Annotated in this window: 20 protein-coding genes; 1 reads left to right on the top strand and 19 read right to left on the bottom strand. The window is 68.8% G+C overall.

Going from position 1 to position 16,410, the window contains the following annotated elements:
- Window position 1: 1 nt before the first annotated feature.
- From CP976_RS07135 to CP976_RS07215, 17 genes are all read right to left on the bottom strand, one after another.
- Window positions 2–4,780 carry a peptidoglycan DD-metalloendopeptidase family protein gene (locus CP976_RS07135; RefSeq protein ID WP_150479566.1) on the bottom strand — a complete coding sequence of 1,593 codons (4,779 nt, stop codon included), beginning with the start codon at window positions 4,778–4,780 and terminating at the stop codon, window positions 2–4.
- A 12-nt stretch (window positions 4,781–4,792) separates the two neighbouring features.
- Window positions 4,793–5,179 (bottom strand): hypothetical protein, encoded by a 387-nt coding sequence (locus CP976_RS07140; protein WP_150479567.1) that lies wholly within the window; start codon window positions 5,177–5,179, stop codon window positions 4,793–4,795.
- A 29-nt stretch (window positions 5,180–5,208) separates the two neighbouring features.
- Complete coding sequence (locus CP976_RS07145) at window positions 5,209–5,544, bottom strand: hypothetical protein (RefSeq protein ID WP_150479568.1); 336 nt, start codon at window positions 5,542–5,544, stop codon at window positions 5,209–5,211.
- 76 nt (window positions 5,545–5,620) lie between these two features.
- Window positions 5,621–6,181, bottom strand: coding sequence for a phage tail tube protein (locus tag CP976_RS07150; protein ID WP_150479569.1), 561 nt, complete (start codon window positions 6,179–6,181; stop codon window positions 5,621–5,623).
- Between the two features lie 81 nt (window positions 6,182–6,262).
- On the bottom strand, window positions 6,263–6,643 hold the full coding sequence (locus CP976_RS07155) for a DUF3168 domain-containing protein (RefSeq protein WP_150479570.1): 381 nt from the start codon (window positions 6,641–6,643) through the stop codon (window positions 6,263–6,265).
- 17 nt (window positions 6,644–6,660) lie between these two features.
- The gene (locus CP976_RS07160; protein WP_150479571.1) at window positions 6,661–6,891 is read right to left on the bottom strand and encodes a hypothetical protein; all 231 of its coding nucleotides are present in this window, start codon (window positions 6,889–6,891) and stop codon (window positions 6,661–6,663) included.
- A gap of 1 nt (window position 6,892) precedes the next feature.
- On the bottom strand, window positions 6,893–7,258 hold the full coding sequence (locus CP976_RS07165) for a hypothetical protein (protein ID WP_150479572.1): 366 nt from the start codon (window positions 7,256–7,258) through the stop codon (window positions 6,893–6,895).
- Entirely contained in the window at window positions 7,258–7,611 is a 354-nt protein-coding gene (locus CP976_RS07170; RefSeq protein ID WP_150479573.1) for a hypothetical protein, read from the bottom strand. The genes CP976_RS07165 and CP976_RS07170 overlap by 1 nt, the downstream gene beginning before the upstream one ends.
- Complete coding sequence (locus tag CP976_RS07175; protein WP_150479574.1) at window positions 7,608–8,159, bottom strand: mobile element protein; 552 nt, start codon at window positions 8,157–8,159, stop codon at window positions 7,608–7,610. The genes CP976_RS07170 and CP976_RS07175 overlap by 4 nt, the downstream gene beginning before the upstream one ends.
- Entirely contained in the window at window positions 8,146–8,376 is a 231-nt protein-coding gene (locus CP976_RS07180) for a hypothetical protein (RefSeq protein ID WP_208838933.1), read from the bottom strand. Before CP976_RS07180 ends, CP976_RS07175 begins: the two co-directional genes overlap by 14 nt.
- A 295-nt stretch (window positions 8,377–8,671) precedes the next feature.
- The gene (locus CP976_RS07185; protein ID WP_150479575.1) at window positions 8,672–9,964 is read right to left on the bottom strand and encodes a phage major capsid protein; all 1,293 of its coding nucleotides are present in this window, start codon (window positions 9,962–9,964) and stop codon (window positions 8,672–8,674) included.
- Window positions 9,965–9,972: 8 nt separating this feature from the next.
- Window positions 9,973–10,788, bottom strand: coding sequence for an HK97 family phage prohead protease (locus CP976_RS07190; protein WP_150479576.1), 816 nt, complete (start codon window positions 10,786–10,788; stop codon window positions 9,973–9,975).
- A gap of 2 nt (window positions 10,789–10,790) precedes the next feature.
- Entirely contained in the window at window positions 10,791–12,722 is a 1,932-nt protein-coding gene (locus CP976_RS07195) for a phage portal protein (RefSeq protein ID WP_150479577.1), read from the bottom strand.
- Complete coding sequence (locus CP976_RS07200) at window positions 12,722–12,943, bottom strand: hypothetical protein (RefSeq protein ID WP_150479578.1); 222 nt, start codon at window positions 12,941–12,943, stop codon at window positions 12,722–12,724. The genes CP976_RS07195 and CP976_RS07200 overlap by 1 nt, the downstream gene beginning before the upstream one ends.
- A gap of 18 nt (window positions 12,944–12,961) precedes the next feature.
- Window positions 12,962–14,695, bottom strand: a complete 1,734-nt coding sequence (locus CP976_RS07205; RefSeq protein WP_229876051.1) for a terminase large subunit — start codon at window positions 14,693–14,695, stop codon at window positions 12,962–12,964.
- The gene (locus tag CP976_RS07210) at window positions 14,646–15,110 is read right to left on the bottom strand and encodes a phage terminase small subunit P27 family (protein WP_150479579.1); all 465 of its coding nucleotides are present in this window, start codon (window positions 15,108–15,110) and stop codon (window positions 14,646–14,648) included. Before CP976_RS07210 ends, CP976_RS07205 begins: the two co-directional genes overlap by 50 nt.
- 115 nt (window positions 15,111–15,225) lie before the next feature.
- A complete protein-coding gene (locus tag CP976_RS07215; RefSeq protein ID WP_229876049.1) occupies window positions 15,226–15,474 on the bottom strand; it encodes an HNH endonuclease in 249 nt (82 codons plus the stop codon).
- A 288-nt stretch (window positions 15,475–15,762) separates the two neighbouring features.
- On the opposite strand from CP976_RS07215, the gene CP976_RS44315 reads away from it, so the two are divergent.
- Window positions 15,763–15,894, top strand: coding sequence for a hypothetical protein (locus CP976_RS44315; RefSeq protein ID WP_268250154.1), 132 nt, complete (start codon window positions 15,763–15,765; stop codon window positions 15,892–15,894).
- Here CP976_RS44315 and CP976_RS07225 read toward each other — a convergent pair.
- Both CP976_RS07225 and CP976_RS42795 read right to left on the bottom strand, forming a co-directional pair.
- A complete protein-coding gene (locus CP976_RS07225) occupies window positions 15,891–16,217 on the bottom strand; it encodes a hypothetical protein (RefSeq protein WP_150479582.1) in 327 nt (108 codons plus the stop codon). The two genes, CP976_RS44315 and CP976_RS07225, sit on opposite strands and share 4 nt — an antisense overlap.
- A gap of 9 nt (window positions 16,218–16,226) precedes the next feature.
- A complete protein-coding gene (locus CP976_RS42795; RefSeq protein WP_167537290.1) occupies window positions 16,227–16,391 on the bottom strand; it encodes a hypothetical protein in 165 nt (54 codons plus the stop codon).
- Between the last annotated feature and the right edge of the window lie 19 nt (window positions 16,392–16,410).

Below are 16,410 nucleotides of genomic sequence, written 5' to 3' on the forward strand. Positions count from 1 at the left end.
CTCAGCTCGCGTTGATGACGGCCATCAGTTCCTGGTTGTTGCGGTGGACGCGCACGTCGATGAAGTCGGCGAGCGCCCGATCCTGGGTGTGGATCTCCACCACGACCGGATCGTCCGCGCCGCCGGATGCGGCGAGGCGCGTCATGGTCTGCCACTGCGTCGGGGTGAGTACCGCCTCGGGCTGGCGCAGGTGGTTCACTCCGATCTGTCCGGGCCCGAGCCAGCCGCCCGAGTCGTAACCGCCCGGCCGGTTGTAGGCCCGCGGCAGGCTGCCGTACCTCGACAAGGCGTAGCGCATCGAGGCGTACACGTTGGCCAGCGGATTCGTGCTCACCCCGTAGGAGAACGGGCCCGTGTTGCGGAACCGTCCTGCGTGGGCGCGGAACGTCGGGCCGATGACCTGCATGAGGCCGACGCTCGGAGTGCCCGCTTTCCAGTTGGAGTCCCAGCGGTTGACGATGTTCGGGTCGCCGCCGGACTCCTGGTTCATCCTGCGCAGCGTCGCGTTGGCGTGGGCGCGCGGCTGACCGACCAGCCCGAGCGCCTGGTTGACGACCCCCCGCCAGCGCTGAACACCCTTACCACCAGACCCGGAACCGCCGCCGGTCAGGTACGGCATCGGGTCCACCGGCCGGCCGTTGATCCGCGCCTCCAGGTGGAGGTGCGGGCCAGTGACGTTGCCGGTGGCGCCGACCCGACCGATGGTCTGACCGGCCTGGACGGCCCCGTCGCGCCTCACCATGGCGGACAGGTGGGCGTACAGGGACTGCAGCCCATGCCCGTGATTGACCAGGATGTGGTTGCCGTAGGGGCCACCGGATCGGGCGGAGGCGATCTGCCCGTTGGCGACGGCGTGCACCGCCTTGCCGACCGCAGCCGGGAAGTCCAGGCCCGTGTGACGGCCAGAGCTCCACATGCGGCCGGCCACGCCGAACCGGGTGCCGTACTTGGCGTCGACGGGCTTGACCCACTGGCCGCCGCCCATCTGGGAGTCCTCGGATCCCCTGATGAAGGCGAGCGCCTTGTTCAGCAGCGACGTCGGCAGCGCCTTGGCGAGCGCACCGAATCCCTTCGTGCCGCCGGGGATCCTGCTGATGAGGTCCCGGATGGGCTTGGCGGCGAGCTGGGCGGCCTTGTACACGCCGCCGAGCACCCAGTCTTTGCCCGCCTTGACCAGGTTGCCGAGCTTGTCGAGGGTGCCGCCGAACCAGTCGTCCACGCCGCCGTGGTGGCCGACGATGCCGCCCTCGGCGAACCCGCCGAGCATGCGGCGCACCCCGGACACGCCGCCGCGGTTACCCGCGTCGTTCAGGGCGTGCACCGTGCCCGGGCCGATACCGCGGACGACCTCGGGTACGAGGACGCCTTCGCCGCGGCGCATCGGGTACCACGTGTCGTCCTTCTTCTGTGCCTGGTAGCCGTCCAGCACGCCGCCGCGGGCGAAGCCCTTGGGCTTGAACTCGGGCAGCTTGTCGATGGGCAGTACCTTGGCGGCGGCGTTCCACAGGCCGCGGACGCCCTTGTTGTAGACGATGTCGATCACCCATTTGATGGGTGCCTTCGTCGCCTCCTTGATCTTGTTCCAGGCTGTTGCGATGCCCTTCCGCGCCAGATCGAAGGCGCCGACCATCTTGTCCTTGAGCGTCGTTCCCCAGCCGGGCACGGTCTGCGTGAAGAACGTCTTGATCGGCGACAGGATGTGCCGCTTGATCCATCCCCAGACGTTGTTGATGCCGTCTCGCATGGACAGGTAGGCGCCGATGACCCGGACGCTCAGCAGCCGGGCCCAGCCCGGCACGGTCTGCGTGAAGAACGTCTTGATCGGCGTGAAGATCTTGTCTCGGATGAAGTTCCAGGCCGTGGAGATGCCGGTCTGGATGCCGCGCCACACCGGCAAGATCACCTTGTCGCGCAGCCAGATCATCGCCGGGCCGAGCCGGTCGGCGACCCACCCCACCAGCGACGCGATGACCGTGATCAGGCTCGTCAGCCAGCCGATCGCCTTCTGCAGAGCGCCAGCGAGGAGCCCGGCCAAGAACCCGGCAAGCTCCAGCAGCGGCGGCAGCAGCCACGACAGCACCTTCACCGCGAGCTCCAGCACCAGCGCCACGATCTTCGCCAGCGACGGGATGATCGGCACCAGGGCCAGGGTCAGCTGCACGAACGACGGCATCAACTGGCCCAGCAGTCCGGCCGCCAGCGACACCACCTGGCCGATCAGCTGCCCGATCAGCGGCCACAGCGGTTCCAGTGCCGTGAACAGGGTGAGGATCGCAGTGGTAAGCGGCGGCATGGCCTGCAGCAGCAGGCCGGCGAATAGGTCGCCGAGCTGGGCCACCAGCGGCGCCAGGCTGGCGATGATCGGGACCAGGGCCTGTCCCAGCTGGGTGGCGATCTGCGCGATCGGCGGCAGCAGGGCGACCGCTGCCTCCGCGATCGCCCCGAAAGCGCTCGCCACCGCGGGCAGCATCGGCTGCAGCGCAGCGAACACCTGCTGCACCAACTGCAAGGCGATCGGGATCAGCGGCTCGATCGCCGACATCAGCTCCAGGAAGACCTGCGTGATCATCTCTGCGACCTGCGTCAGGATCGGCGAGAGCGCCTGCACCACCGACGTCAGCGGCCCAACCAGCGCAGCCACCAGGCCCGTCACGAGCGCGATCACCGGCTGGAGGGCCGGAGCCAGAGCAGTGACGATCGAGGAGATCAGGGCGGCGATCGGCTGCAGCAGCGGCATGACCGCCTGCACCACCTGCACGATCGCCGCACCCACCTGAACCAGGACCGGCATCAGCGCCTGCACGATCGGCATTAGGACGGCGCCGAGCGTCGTAGCGAGTTGCTGCAGAACCGGCCCGAGGGCGGTTGCCAGCTGGGCGATCGGTGCCGCGATGGCGGCCATCAAGGGCACGGCGGCCTGCACGACCGCCCCGATGACGGGGACGATCGCGGAGACGATCTGTGCCACCGACGCGAACAGGCTCCGCATCTGCGCCTGCATCTCCGGCGTGGCAAGGATCCGCTCCAGCTCACCGAAGACGGCGCTGAGTGCGCCGATGATCTGGCCGCCCGCGTCGGAGGCAGCACGGAAGATCTCCTGGACCGTCCCGAGGACGTTGCCCAGGAGCGTGCCGAACTGACTCAGGATGCCGAACGCTGTGCTAATGGCCTGCTCGAGGCCGCCCGACTCGAACGAGGCGGCGATCCCGTCGGTGAACGACGTGATGGCGCCGGCCATCTGCGTGAGCAGCGCGTTGAAGGCGGGCTGTGCCGCAATAGCGAGCTGGCCCCACATGGTGATGAGCTGGCCCGGCGCCTTCTCGAAGACGCGCAGGTTGTCGGTAGCCCCGGCGAGGATCTTGTCGAGCATCCCCGTCTTGGCCATCTCCGTGATGGCGCCAGCGGCGTTCTTGGCCATGGTGTTCCACACGCCGGCCGTCGCGGTGAGCTGCCGCTGCAGGACCGGGATGGTGGTGCGGCCCAGGGTGGTGACGGTGGAGTCCAGGCCGCGGAACAGTTCGTTCTGCACGGACAGGCGCATGGCGGTCCAGGCGGGTCCGAGGCCCTGTACCGCACGCACAAAGCTCTGCGCGTTCGGCGCGAGCTTGCTCATCGCTTCGTCGAACTTGGACGTCTGCGCGGCGGCTGCGGCCTGAGCGTCGGCGACAGCGGATGCCGCTTCGGCTACCGCCCGCTGGGCGTCCTCGACTTGCCGCTGCCCATCGACGCGGGCCTTGTCCACGCCGGTTTGCGCATCGGCGAGGGCTTGCTGGGCGTCTGCGACGTCCCGCGCCGCGTCCACCCCGGTGCGGCGGGCCTCCTCCTGCGCCTTCGCCAGCCCGCGTTCGCGGTCGGCGACGGTCTCATTGGCGGCGGCCATGCGTTCGCGGGCGCGCTGCATCTGCTCGGAGCCGGCGACGCCCGCCTTGTTGGCCTTGGCGGTGTCCTGCGACAGCCGCTTGGTCTCCTCGCGCTGCTCCTTCAGGTTCAGCTTCGCCCGCTCGTACTGGATCTGCAGCTTCTCCAGCTGCTGCGGCGTGACCCCCGGATTGGACTGGGCGGCGCGGAGCTCCTTCTCCGCCTCCTCCAGCCGCAGTACGGCCTCGCGCTCGTCAAGGCGGGACTCGGCGAGCTGCTGGTTCATGTCCTGCAGCGCCCGGGTGGCCTCAACCCGGGCATCAGTAAGTGACGTCTGCGCCTCGCGGGCGTCGTGTTGCGCGTCCCTCAGGTCACGCTCGGCGTCGCGGACGGACTGCTGAGCGTCACGCTGCCGCTGCGCCGAGTCCTCGACGACCCGGGCCAGGTTCTGCTCGGCGTCGGCGACGGCCTTCTGTGCCTCGCGCACGCGCTCGGCCGCCTGCACGCGCGCGTCCGCGAGCGCACGCTGCGCGTTCGCCAGGCCGCGCTGCGCCGATTCGACGGCCTTCGTCGCGGAGGCGGCGGCCTTGGCGTCCGCGCTGGAGTCGGCGAACGCGGCCTTGAACGCCTCCCCCACGCCCGACAGGCCGAGCTTCAGCGCGCCGGCCGCTGCTCCGGCAGTGGTCAGGGCGGGGGCGAGGAGTGCCGCGCCTGCGGCGGCGGCCGACAGGTTCGCCCCGATCGCCACACCAGCCAGCGCCCCAAGGCCCTTCAGCCCGGCACCGAAAGCCTTGCTGAAGGCGCCAGCCCCGGACTTGCCCGCACTGGATGCGCGGGCCGACACGCTCCGGGACCAGTCGCCCTCGAACTCCGGCCGGATGGAGACGTAGCCCCGCCCGACGAGCACACCGCCAGCAGCCACCGCGACCTCCTGTTACTGGTTCGCGGCGGGCCTCCCGAAGACCTTCGCCAGCTGTTTCGCCCCGGAGCCGTGGCGGCCACCGAAGCGGATGACATTCGTGTTCTTGGGCTCTTCGACGCCCGGCCGGGGAATGGGCTTCGGCGGCTTCAGGCGGCCTGTCTTCTTCGGGTCGCCGCCCAACTTGACCGTGGCGAACGTGTTCTCACGAACCGCGTCCACGACGCTCGCCAGCAACTGCCGGTCCAGCGTCCACGCCTCTTCCTCGGCCGTAGCACCCCGCACGGCCCGCGCTGTTGCCGAGTCGGTCGGCAGGTAGCGCAGGAACACCCGCAGCTCACGCCAACTGAGCGTTCCGCGCCAGAGATCCAGCAGGGACCGGCCTGGCCAGTACCGGGCCATGTCCCACTCGACGGCCTCCCCGTACTCCGCTAGGAAGCGGAGGAGGCCCCCAATTCCCCCGGCTCGATCCCGGACCTCCGGATCCACTCCTCAGCCACGAGGTTGAGGTCGAGCAGCGTGTACCCGGCGCCGATCATCTCCTTGACCTTCTCCTCGCTCAGCGCGGTGCGCAGGATGGAGAGGTAGTCTTCCGGGCCGCGCATTCGCTCCTGCACGTCCATCGGCAGGGAGTTGAACGGCTCCAGGGTGAACTCCACCCCGTGCAGCTCGAACGTCACCGGCTCGGGGAGCGCGTCCCTCTTCTGCTTCGCCAGCGTGTCGAGTGAGACGACTTCACGCCCGGCAGGCTTCTTGGTGGTGGCCATGGTGCTTCTCCTCGCGGGTGTAGCGGGTTGGGGCCCGGCAGGCGCGACCCGCATGGCACGCCTGCCGGGAGATGGGTTACGCCGCGGACCAGGCCGGGTCGTCGGACAGCCACACCGCGATCTCGGGTGCGGTGTCGGCGTATGCGGAGACGGTCATGCCGAGGCCGACCGCGCCCGAGCGGGCGAAGGTGATGGACTCGCGGTCGGTGACCTCGCCGCGGGCGATGATCAGACGGTTGGTGATGTCGCCGTCGACCCACTCCAGGCCGATCGCCCGCTCGTCCGGCTCCGGCGCCGCCGGGATGGACAGCTTGTGCACGGTGCCGGACACGTCCGTCATCGTGGCGCTCGGGAAGTACAGCGTCATGGTCGCCGTCTTCAGCTCGATCGCGGTGAAGCCCAGCGTCATATCGACGCCTGTCAGGACCTTCCGCACCGGCGACAGGGACTGCCAGGCGTTGATGTCCTCGGTGTCCGTCGAGTACGACATCTCCACGCCGTCCTCGGACAGGTAGCCGAGATCCACCCAGCCCGCAGGCCACGCGGTGGTCAGGTCGGCCGGGGCTGTCGTGCCCTTCGGGGCGATGTAGATGGAGCCGTTGAGACCGACCCTCACGTTGTCGGCGTCGTTCGCCACGGGATGCCTCCAGGCATAGCGAGGACCCGCACGGCCAGACGCCGACGGGTGAATGGGTGATGGGGTGCGGGTTGGGTGCTGCTACGCGGGGCGGACCACCATGCTCATCACGAGCACGTAGCGGGGGATGTTCGTCACCGGGTCCGGCAGCCAGATGAAACTGGTCTCGTCGACGCCGTAGATCTGGGCGCCAGGGCGCTTTGTGCCCTGGGCGGCGATCAGGTGGGCGGAAACGAGGGCTGCCAGATCGCGGGCTTCGCCCTTCGTGGGTGCGAGGACGTCGATGTCCAGGCCGCGGTTGGCGGTCACGGCCTTGATGGCGGAGCCGCCACTCGGTCCGAGGCTGACCGCCACGACGGGGAGGTGCTGCGCCAGATCCTCGGGCCACTCGCTGCCGACCGTCACCGAGTCGTCGAGCACCTCCGCCAGCAGGTCGATGGCGACCAGCTCGACGTCCGGCATCGGCGCGATGGGCAGCATCATCGCCGTTTGCGGCCCGTCTCGGCCGCCGGCTCCGCCCTCTGTTCGACGGCCGGTTCAGGCTGAGCGGGCCTCTGCTGCTGCGGCGTGGGTGCCGGTTCGACAGGCGGCTCGAGGACTTCGGCAACGACCCCGTCGCGGCGCAGTGCCTTCAGCAGCACCTCGTCGACGTCGATCTCGTCGCCCGGCTTGTGGTCGCCGTACCAGTTGGCCAGCTTGATTCGGGGCATATCAGCTCCTCATCGCTTCCAGCGCGCGGCCCAGGACCCGCCACTTCGGTGAATGGCCCTCCTGGGGGCGCTCCTGCGACGTGTACGGGCGGCCGGTGCCGAACTCGACCTGCACGGCGTAGGCGACGTTCGCGGCGATCTCGCTCCGCCAGCCGAAGTTGTTGCGGACGAGCTTCGCCTCCAGCGACCGCTTGTAGTCCTGGGAGCGGACCTCTGTACCCCAGGTAGGGCCGCTGTAGGTGGGTGCCAGGGCATCGGCAATAGCCTTGCCACGCTCGGCGATCGACAGCAGATAGGACGCCATCTCGGGGCTGGAGGCGATCTGCCGGAACACGCGGCGGTCGAAGACGACGCGAGCACGGGCCATCAGTCGACCTCCTTCAGTCGAGCCTCGACGTGATGGACGCCCGGACCGAACGGGTCCGGCCAGCGGCCCACCTTGCCCTCGACCTCCAGCGTCATCCCGTCAACCTCGATCCGATCCGTCTCCAGCAGATCCAAGTCCCTGCCCTCAGGGGTCTGCAGGTTCCAGGCGGTGACGGTGGTCTGCCGGTCGTCGGTATCTTCCTCCGACCGGACCGGGACCCCGGCGGGCTGGATGTTCACGCCGGTAATGGTGATGCGCTCGGCGTTGCCCCAGTCGCGCTTCTTGTTGTGGTAGCGGTCCTCGACCAGAGGCGCCCGCACGCGCACGAACTGCTGGTGGAAGAACAGACTCACGGTGCATCACCGTGGTTGATCCGGTACTTCTCCACCATCGTCGTCCACTGCGAGGTGACCCCGATCGACGCCTGAGCGCCGAAGCCGACGGACTGGCCTCCCACGGTCATCGACGTGAGGCCCGGCCGCACCGTGTACTGGGCGCGCGCCTGGTCGATGACGACCTCGGCGATGTCCTCCGGGATCTGCGCGTAGCCGTGGCTGTAGACCACCTCGACGCAACGCAGCTTGTCCGGCCAGTAGCGGCCGACCCGCCTCAGGAACCCGTCCGTCGACCACCGGTAGTCGGTGTCGTAGACGAGCAGCTCGCCGTCCAGCGTGACCGACGCGACCGAGGTGACCGGCGCCGCCGGCAGCAGCAGCGACTCCTTGCCGTTGCCGTCCAGCGTGACCGTGTCGCCGGCCACGAGCGATACGTGGTGACGTACCGCGCCCCGGAAGCGGCTGGACGCCGCCCCCAAGGCCTGCAGTAGCTTCGCGTCGTCGGCTGGTACGCCCAGCCAGACGGCAAGGTCGGCCGGGTCGGCGAGGTAGTCAGTCGTCGCCACCGCCCGCACCGCCCTTGTCGGCCGCGGTACGGCTCTTGTTCCTGGTGGTGCGCGCCTTCGCCTGAGGCTGCTCCGGCTCCTCGGCAGCCTCCTCGGTGCTGTCCTGCTCGGGTGTGTCGAGGACGCCGAGCCGCTTGGCGTCGTCCTCGTTGAGCTTCATCGTGGTCTTCACGCCGGACGGTGTGGTGACCTCGTACTTCTTCAGCGGTCCGCCCACGGCGGCCACCTCCATTCGTTCATCGACGGGAGTGGAGTCCGAGGCCGTGCCGCATGCGGCGTGAGCGGCGCCGCACATCGGGCAGCGGCCTCGGACCGTCCGTGAGTTGACCAGCACTACGAGGACTTCATCAGCCCGGCCGCTCGCAGAGCCGCCAGCAGGGCGTTGATCTTGTTGGCGCAGTCGGTGGCCGTCGCCGTTCCCGGAGTCGGGATGTCGGCAACGGCCGCAGCCTGCTTACCCTCACGAGTGGCGCCAGCGCCAGGATTCAGGTACGCCATGTCAGGCCCTCCGATCAGGCAGTCAGGTCGATCTCGACGAACGCGTTGGGCTGGATGACGCCGAAGGCAGCCCTCATCTCCGCGAGGATCGCCACCATGTTCCGGATGAAGAAGTTGGCGTGGCTGTCGCTGATGGTGATGGACGCCTGCTCGCGGTCCCACAGCACCGCCTTGCGGAAGTCGCCGACATAGCCGGTGCCCGCCGGGACGGCCTCGGTCTCGATGACCGGCAGACCCCACAGGGTTCCAGCGCTGCCCAGGCCCTGCGGCCCGCCGAAGTAGAAGCGGGCCTCGTTGTCCTGGAGGAGGTCGATGGCCTCCAGGTCGGCCGGGTTGAGCAGGTACGCGTTCGGCGTGCTTCGACCCACGAGGCGCACCTTGGTGCGGGCCTTGCGGGTGGTGGTGAGCAGGTTGGTGTCCCAGGCCTGCGCCTGCACGCCCGAGACGTTCGAGAGGCCCTCGAGGTTCTCGCCCGTGCCGTCACCGGACACCATCTGGTCCTCGAGCTCCTCCTCCAGCCCGTAGCGAAGGAAGGCGTCGATGATCGAGCGGACCTGGGCGGCGTCGGACAGGGCCCGCTTCGTCAGCGGGATCCAGTGCGCGATCGTCCGGACCGGGGTGGTGACCTTCGCCCACGCCAGCGCCGACTCCGGCTTGACGCCGTTCGCGGCATTCATGGTGCCGGGGTCAGCCGTGGTGGTGGACTCCGGGACCGGCGCAGCGTTGTTCGTCTGCGACGTCTGCCGCACGTACTCGATCGTGTCGCTGGTCGTGGTCAGGTTGGTGACCACGTCCCGCAGCCTGAGCGGACGCTGGAACGCCAGCTGACCGACCTGCAGGCCCATCATCTGGTTGGTGACGAACGCGCCACCCGAGGTGTCCGAACCGCCGGTGACCAGCGCCTTGTAGCCGACCGGGCGGGACTGCACCCGGTGGTCCTTGCCGAACACGCCGTTCGGGGCGGACGCCATCAGGCCCTGGAACTCCGCCGACTTGACGAAGGTTTCACCCAGCGACGCCTTGGCCTCAGGCACGATCAGGCCCGACGGGGTAAGGCGCTCACCGGCCGACTTCTCCTCGACCTGGATCTCGTCACCGAGATCGGCGAGCGCCTGCCGCATCGTGGCCGACGCCTTGGCCTTCTCCAGGCCGGCCTTGGCCTCCTGCGCCTGGTCCATGTGCTGCTTGACCTGGCCGCGCTCGTCGTCGGTGAAGTCGCGGCCCTCGTCGTCGGCCTTCGCCGCGATGGCCTGCGCCTGCAGCAGGTGGTGCTTGAGCTGGTCCTTCAGCTCCTCAATCTTGTTCACGGCTCTCCTCAGTCCGTAAGCGTGGAGACCTCCGCCTCAAGGGCGGCGAGGTCGGCGTGCAGACGGAGCGAGGCGGGGCTCGGCCCGGCGGGCTGGTCCGCCTTGGCCTCAGGGGCTTCCTGGGGCGAGGCGTCAGCGAGCGGGGCAGGCGTGGCCTTCTCGGCGTCCTGCGATTCATCAGCGCTGGAAGGGAGGGAGTCCAGCAGCTCCTTTGCCAGGCGCGCGATGTCGCGCACCCGCTGCTCGTTCTGGGACGACAGCGTCCTGCCGGCCTTCAGAGTCTCGAGCGTCTCCTGCACCTTGTTCAGGTCAGGAAGCATGTCGACCGCGCTCTTCACGTCGATGAGCTCGGTGGCCTGGTTGGCGCCGATCAGCGTCGGGCCGACCTCGTAGAGCTTCAGCTTGCGCAGCTCGTAGTAGCCGGGGCCGTCCTTCTGCTCCACCCACGAGCCCTCGTCGATGTCGTAGGCGAAGCTGAACTGGGTCACCCTGCGGCCCTTAAGCAGCCGGTACACCTGGGCGGCCTTGGTACCCGGCTCGGTGTCGATGCGGGCTCTCACCCACAGTCCCTCGGGCCTCTCCTCAGCCTCCAGCACCTCACCGATGTGGTACTCCGGGTCATGGCTCATGTGCGACCACAGGACGGGGATGGGATCGCCGCGGCCCTTCCATTCGGCAAGAGTCTCGGCGAACGCCCCGGGGGAGATCTTGTCGCCAACGCTGTCGACGTTGTAGGCGGCGACGATGGCTTCGAACACGCCCTCGTCGGTGCCCTCGTGGGTGCCCGCGGCCTTGATCCGCACCGGGCAGCTCTTGATCCGCATGGTCACTCCGAATTCGAATACGTCAAAAGGCACCGGCAGTTCGCCGTCTCGTCTGCGTCACCCGTGCTGTCGCCGGGCCAGCGCAAGCCGTTCGAGAACACCCCGCCCAGCGGGACCTTCTCCCCGTTCATGGCGGCATGCTGGGCTCGCGGGTTGCTGCTGGTGGTCTGCCACACCTTGAAGCCCAGCCCCGACGCCTCCGCGGCGTCGTGGCCGCCGAACGACAGGGCCTCCGTCGCCGCCGTCTCGCTGCGCGTCAGGGCGGCAGCCGCCCACAGCCCGCCCGCGAGCACGAGCGCCGCCGCGACACCGCCTTCCTCGGGCGGCACCTCCGCAGCCTCGACAGCCGCCTGCTCGCCAGCAGCGTCGTGCAGTTCGGCGTGATGCAGCGCAGCAGCCAGCAGCCACGGCTCCATCACGTCCGCCGCCCAGCCATCCCCGGACGGGTTGAACTCGTCCAGCACCGCGCGTGCGCCCACGCGCCCGAACCGGAGGATGTAGTCCGCGATCAGCTTGGAGAACCTGGCCAGACGGCCAGCCCGCCCAGACTCCCACCAGGACCGCACCGCCTCAGCACTGCCCGGACCGGAGCCCACCAGGGCGGTGAACTCCTCGTCCGTCAGCTCGGCGAGCGCCTGCGCGAACTCCTCACGCAGCTCATCCGGCGAGGACTCGACCGTTGATGGCCCGGCCTTGGTAGCTACCCGCCGGGCCAACGCTTTTGGGACCGCGTCAGGCTCCGGCGCCGTGTCCCGCGGCGACGCCAGACCGCCCTCCGTGACGTTCATCGGCACGATCAGCTCGTCGCCGCCCTCGATCGCCGGAAGGTTGTTCCGCGCGCGCGTCTCGTTGACCGTCATCCACGGCCGGCCGGTCGCCGTCGACGCCGCAACGGCCTGCTCCTCGAAGCTGCCGCGCATCTTCGCGTCGATGTTGAACTCGCAGTACACGTCCCGGCTGTCCGGCAGGTCCGGCAGGATCTGCGCCTGGATCTCCTGTGCGAACATCGTCAGGTAGGGGCCCAGGGTGTCCTGGTACAGATGCCGGTGCTGCTCCTTGATGTTGGAGTAGGTGGCGTGGTCGAGGATTCCGATCAGCGGCGGCGGGATGAAGTACGCCGCACTGACCTCCTCGCGGGTCAGCTTGCGCGCCTCGATGTACTGCGCCTGCTTCGGGTCGAAGCCGACCGGCTTGTACTCCATGCCGTCCTCAAGGATCGGCGTTCCACCCTCGCCGCCACCGCCCTGAGTAAAGCTCCGCCACATCTCACGGAAGCGCGCCTTCTCCCCCGGCCCCCACTCGGGAGCATCCGGAGGACGCACCAGGACGCCCGTATGGCGTGCCCCGCCCTTCCACATCGCCACTCGCTGCTTGGCCGCCTCCGTCGACTCCAGGAGCACATCCCGTAGCGACTCGATCGGCGATGTGCCGTGCGTGAGCGTCTCTGGCGTGTAGCCGTGGATGTGCACGACCTCATCAGGGCCGAACTCACGGCCGCCCGCGGTCTCGTAGTACTTCGGGGCGATCCAGTTGCCCTCGGCCGGCCGGATCAGCGTCGGAGGGACCGGCAGCAACGCCCGCCTGCCCCTCATCCGCAGCTTGATCGCGTAGAAGTCGTCGTAGAGGGCGTAGTCCGACACCATGCGCTCGATGAACCGGTACTGCGTCATACCGGGCAGCGGCTCGGCGAGCAGCTCGGCAAGCGGATGCTCGGTGAGGCGCTCCCGATCGGTGTCGCTGATGCGCCGGAAGGTGTGGATGCCGACCTGGGCGATGTTCCTCGCCAGGAACGAGATGACCGTGCGCACCTGGGGCTGCGTCCGCCAGATCGCCTCGTACTCCCACGGGGCGGCCGGGATCGGCATCGCGGAGAACATCGGCGTGACACCGGCTCCCGTGGTCGCGAGCTGCCCGGAGCTGACCACGAACGCCATCAGCCACCCCCGCCCGCGAGCACCTGGGTGAACTCCACCTTGGCGCGCTCGATGACGACCTCACCGTCGACCGGCTGCGGAGAGCGGCCGGCCTCGAGGAGCTCGACATCGCGGAGCACCAGCAGCGGGCCGCGCTTCGCCCACAGGATCCCGCTGAACGCCTTGTCCGCCAGGTTGACGACGACCCGCTTACGGACTGCTGTACGGCGCCACGCGAACATCGCGACCTCCCCCGGCCGCTACACGACCATGATCTCGTCCTCTTCCGCGTACCGGGACTTCCGGCGCGGGGGCCTGGCGACGATCTCGGACATGGCCGTGGCCAGGGCCGACACGCCATCGATCTTGTCGCCGCTGTTCGCCTTGTCGGGCTTGACGTTGCCCGCCGGATCCATCGCCACCGCGAGGTTGTCCACGCACCAACGGACCACCGGGTGCCCGCCGTGCCGCAGCGCCGGCGCCTCCGGGGTGCCTTGCAGCACCAGCCGCTGAATCTCCTTCAGGACCGGCGACATCGTTGCGAAACCCTGCCTGACCTTCACCATCGGCGCCCGCTCGGACACCAGATCGTTCGTCAACTGGCTCGCGTTCCACGGGTCGTAGCCGATGCTGCGCACCTTGAACGTGTCCCGGTCCCGGCGGATCTGCTCCCGGATCCAGTCGTAGTCAGCGACGTTGCCCGGCGTCGCCGTTAGCCATCCCTCACGCACCCACCTCGACGCCGCACCCGCCGTCCGCTTATCCAGCGCCTTCAGGTTGTCCTCAGGGGTCCAGAACCGCCACAGAGCATCCAGCGTGCCCGTCTCGTCATCCGGGAACAGCCAGCACAACGCACAGAGGTCCGAAGTGGATGCCAGGTCGAGCCCGCCCCACGTGTCCCGGCCGGCCAGAGCCTCCTCGTCGACGAGCCCGGCGTTGTTGTCCCACGCCTGCATGGTCAGGAACCGCGTGGACTGCTTCGTGCGGATCCCCAAGTGCAGCCGCAGGAACTTCGCCAAGTCCGCGGGGCTCTGCTGGGCCTCCGCGGCGGCACCGCGCAGGTAGGCGGCACTCGGGCTCACTCCGAAGCCCGGGTTGGCCTTGCGCCAGGTGCTCTCGGCGTAAGGGTCGTCGTCCTCGTCCGCTCCCCAGACCACGCCGTAGGTGTCCGGGTCGTGAAGGACGCCTCGGGCCAGCTGCTCGACGTACTGCCGCTTCCGGTCGTAGATCGACTCTTGCTTGCCGTCGTCCGCCGTCGTGATGATCACAACGAGCGGCTGACGGCGAGAGCCAGTGCCAGTCTCGATCGTCTCCACCAGGTCCGCGGTCTTGTGGACGTGCAGCTCGTCGATGATTCCGCCGTGAACGTTCGCCCCGTGCATGGCCTCGGCGACCGAGGACACCACCGTGAAGTAGCTGCCGCTCGCCGGATGCGTGATCTTCTTCGTGTAGGCCTTGACGTTGCCCTTCAGGGCTGGGGCGCGCTCGGCGATCGTCTTGATCGGGTCGAAGGTGTAGCGCGCCTGCTTCTCGCTGGTCGCCGCTGCATAGACCTGAGCCCCGGGCTCACTGTCCGCGGCCATCAGGTACACGGCGATGCCGCCTGAGAGGGTGGTCTTGCCGTTACGGCGCGGCACGTCGACGTACAGCTTGCGGACGATCCGCACGTAGCCCTCAGCCTCGTCGTCCCAGCGGACCCAGCCGAACACCGGGGCGATGATGTAGGCCACCTGCCACGGATCCGGATCCAGGGGTTTCCCGGCCCACTTGCCCTGCGTGTGCCTGAGTAGGTGAAACGACTTCAGGACGCGGTCCACGCGGCCCGGATCGAACACCGCACCCGGCGCCTCACCCGGATTCGGCGTCTGCACCTTCGGCGGGCAGTCCGGCAGCGGAATACCCCGCGCCTTCATGTACCAGCCGACCTCAGGACTGATCCCCAGGTCAGCCAGAACCTGCGAACGGGTTCGCCTCGTCCCCATCGTCGCCCCCACCCCGGGCCAGGGCCTGCTCCGTCGACGGAGTCAGCCCGAAGTGGGCGGCCCAGCTCCTCATCTCGCGGCCGGCGTTCCGGGCGATCGCCACGCACGGGTGCGCCAGCTTCCCCTGCCTCGCCTCGATGACGAGGCCCTCCTCCTGCACGACGCGAGTCGCCTCAACGAACGTCGCCCACGCCTCGCAGTACGCTGCCAGCGCCGCCCGGTCCTGCTCCTTCACCAGATCCAGGCGCGACAGCTCGGGGATGACCCGCTCCCACTCGGCCGCAGCCTCATCGGACAGCCAGTCCGGTGCCGCCGGCGGCACCCGCTTGAACGCCGGGCCGGGTTCGACCTTCCGGCCGCCCGAATCCCGGCCCGGCGAGCGCCCGGTGATCAACTTGAGGCCGGCCGGAGCGGCAGTCCTTCCCATGTCAGACCCCCTGTCAGCGATCTGAGCGCGCGTCTTCCGTTCTGGCCGCGGCGGTCCCCCAAGATTTTTTCGCCGTGATTTTTACTCCCCTACCCGTGTGCGCGCGCCCGCGTGATCATGATCTTTCGAGCTTCTTTTCGCGCGCCTTTCTTGATCCTTCTGCGGCTTCGCGCGCGGTCTTCTCGCGATGGCAAGGCTCGGAATGGATCATGCCGAGGTTGTTGAGGTCGCGAGCTGCCCCACCTTGACTCACGGGGATCTTGTGTTCGAGTTCGTCGGCCCCTTCGCCTCCGCAGACGTAGCAGCAGCCGTGATCTCTGGCCATGACCTGGCGCTTGAGTGCCCGCATGGTGCCGCTGCTCATGCCGTAGCGCTCTTGGGGTGAGGGCCGGCCTCGCCATGGCTCGGGCTGATGCTCGTCGCATCGTCCTCGCTTGGTGGCCAGCTCATGGCATCCCATGGCCCCGCATCGAGTAGGTGGTGCTACTGGCACGCTCCCCCCATGGTCACGTCTGTGTCACATCCGCGCGCGCGTGACTGATCAATGGTCTGATCGTTGCCCCGTGCGCATGGGGCGCGCGCGAGATAGGGGGATGGCATGGCCAGTGGATGCCGTGACTGTAAGACGTGCACGATGTCGTGGATCGCTCGCATGGGGCGTCACACGCTGTACTTCATCTGCCTGGCCTGGCTGATCAAGCCTGTGTTCCTGAAGTGCTGCCCTCAGTGCAAGCACATGATGGGCCGCCACCAGCGCCGTAGGGACGGCTCGTTCCAGGACTAGACCCTCAGCGCCTGGACGGTGAGCTCGGCGTTGTCGACGTTGTATGCGAGGACGGTGCCGTAGTCGTTGGGGCTGAACGGCCCGAAGACCTGCGTCTCTCCTGCGGGGATGGTCTCGCTGCGCACGGGCGCGGTGAGGCCGTCGACGGAGACGTTGGTCTGGAACGTGATGGTCCGCGACGAGGCGCCGGTGTTGCGGACGATGAGCACGACGCGCCCGTCGTTGGCGGTGCTGTTGCCGTTGGTGACGTCACCCGCGGTGGCGGCCGGGAGCACCGTGCCAGAGCGGGTCGCCTGCGTTGTGGCGATGTTCGTGCGGGGCATGGCGGTCTCCTACGCGGGGACGATGGTGATCTGCGGTTGGGTGATCTGCAGTTTCCGCCCGTACTTGGCGAGGACGGCTTCGAGCTCGGCGAGGCAGTCGTCGGTCTTCCGCTGCTCGTCCTCGGCGACCAGCTGGCGGGCCTCGGTGATCGGGTCGGTCTTCTCGTCGGCCATGGCGCGGGCCTTCCAGATG

It is taken from the genome of Streptomyces coeruleorubidus (assembly GCF_008705135.1).
Taxonomy (GTDB): Bacteria; Actinomycetota; Actinomycetes; order Streptomycetales; family Streptomycetaceae; genus Streptomyces; species Streptomyces coeruleofuscus.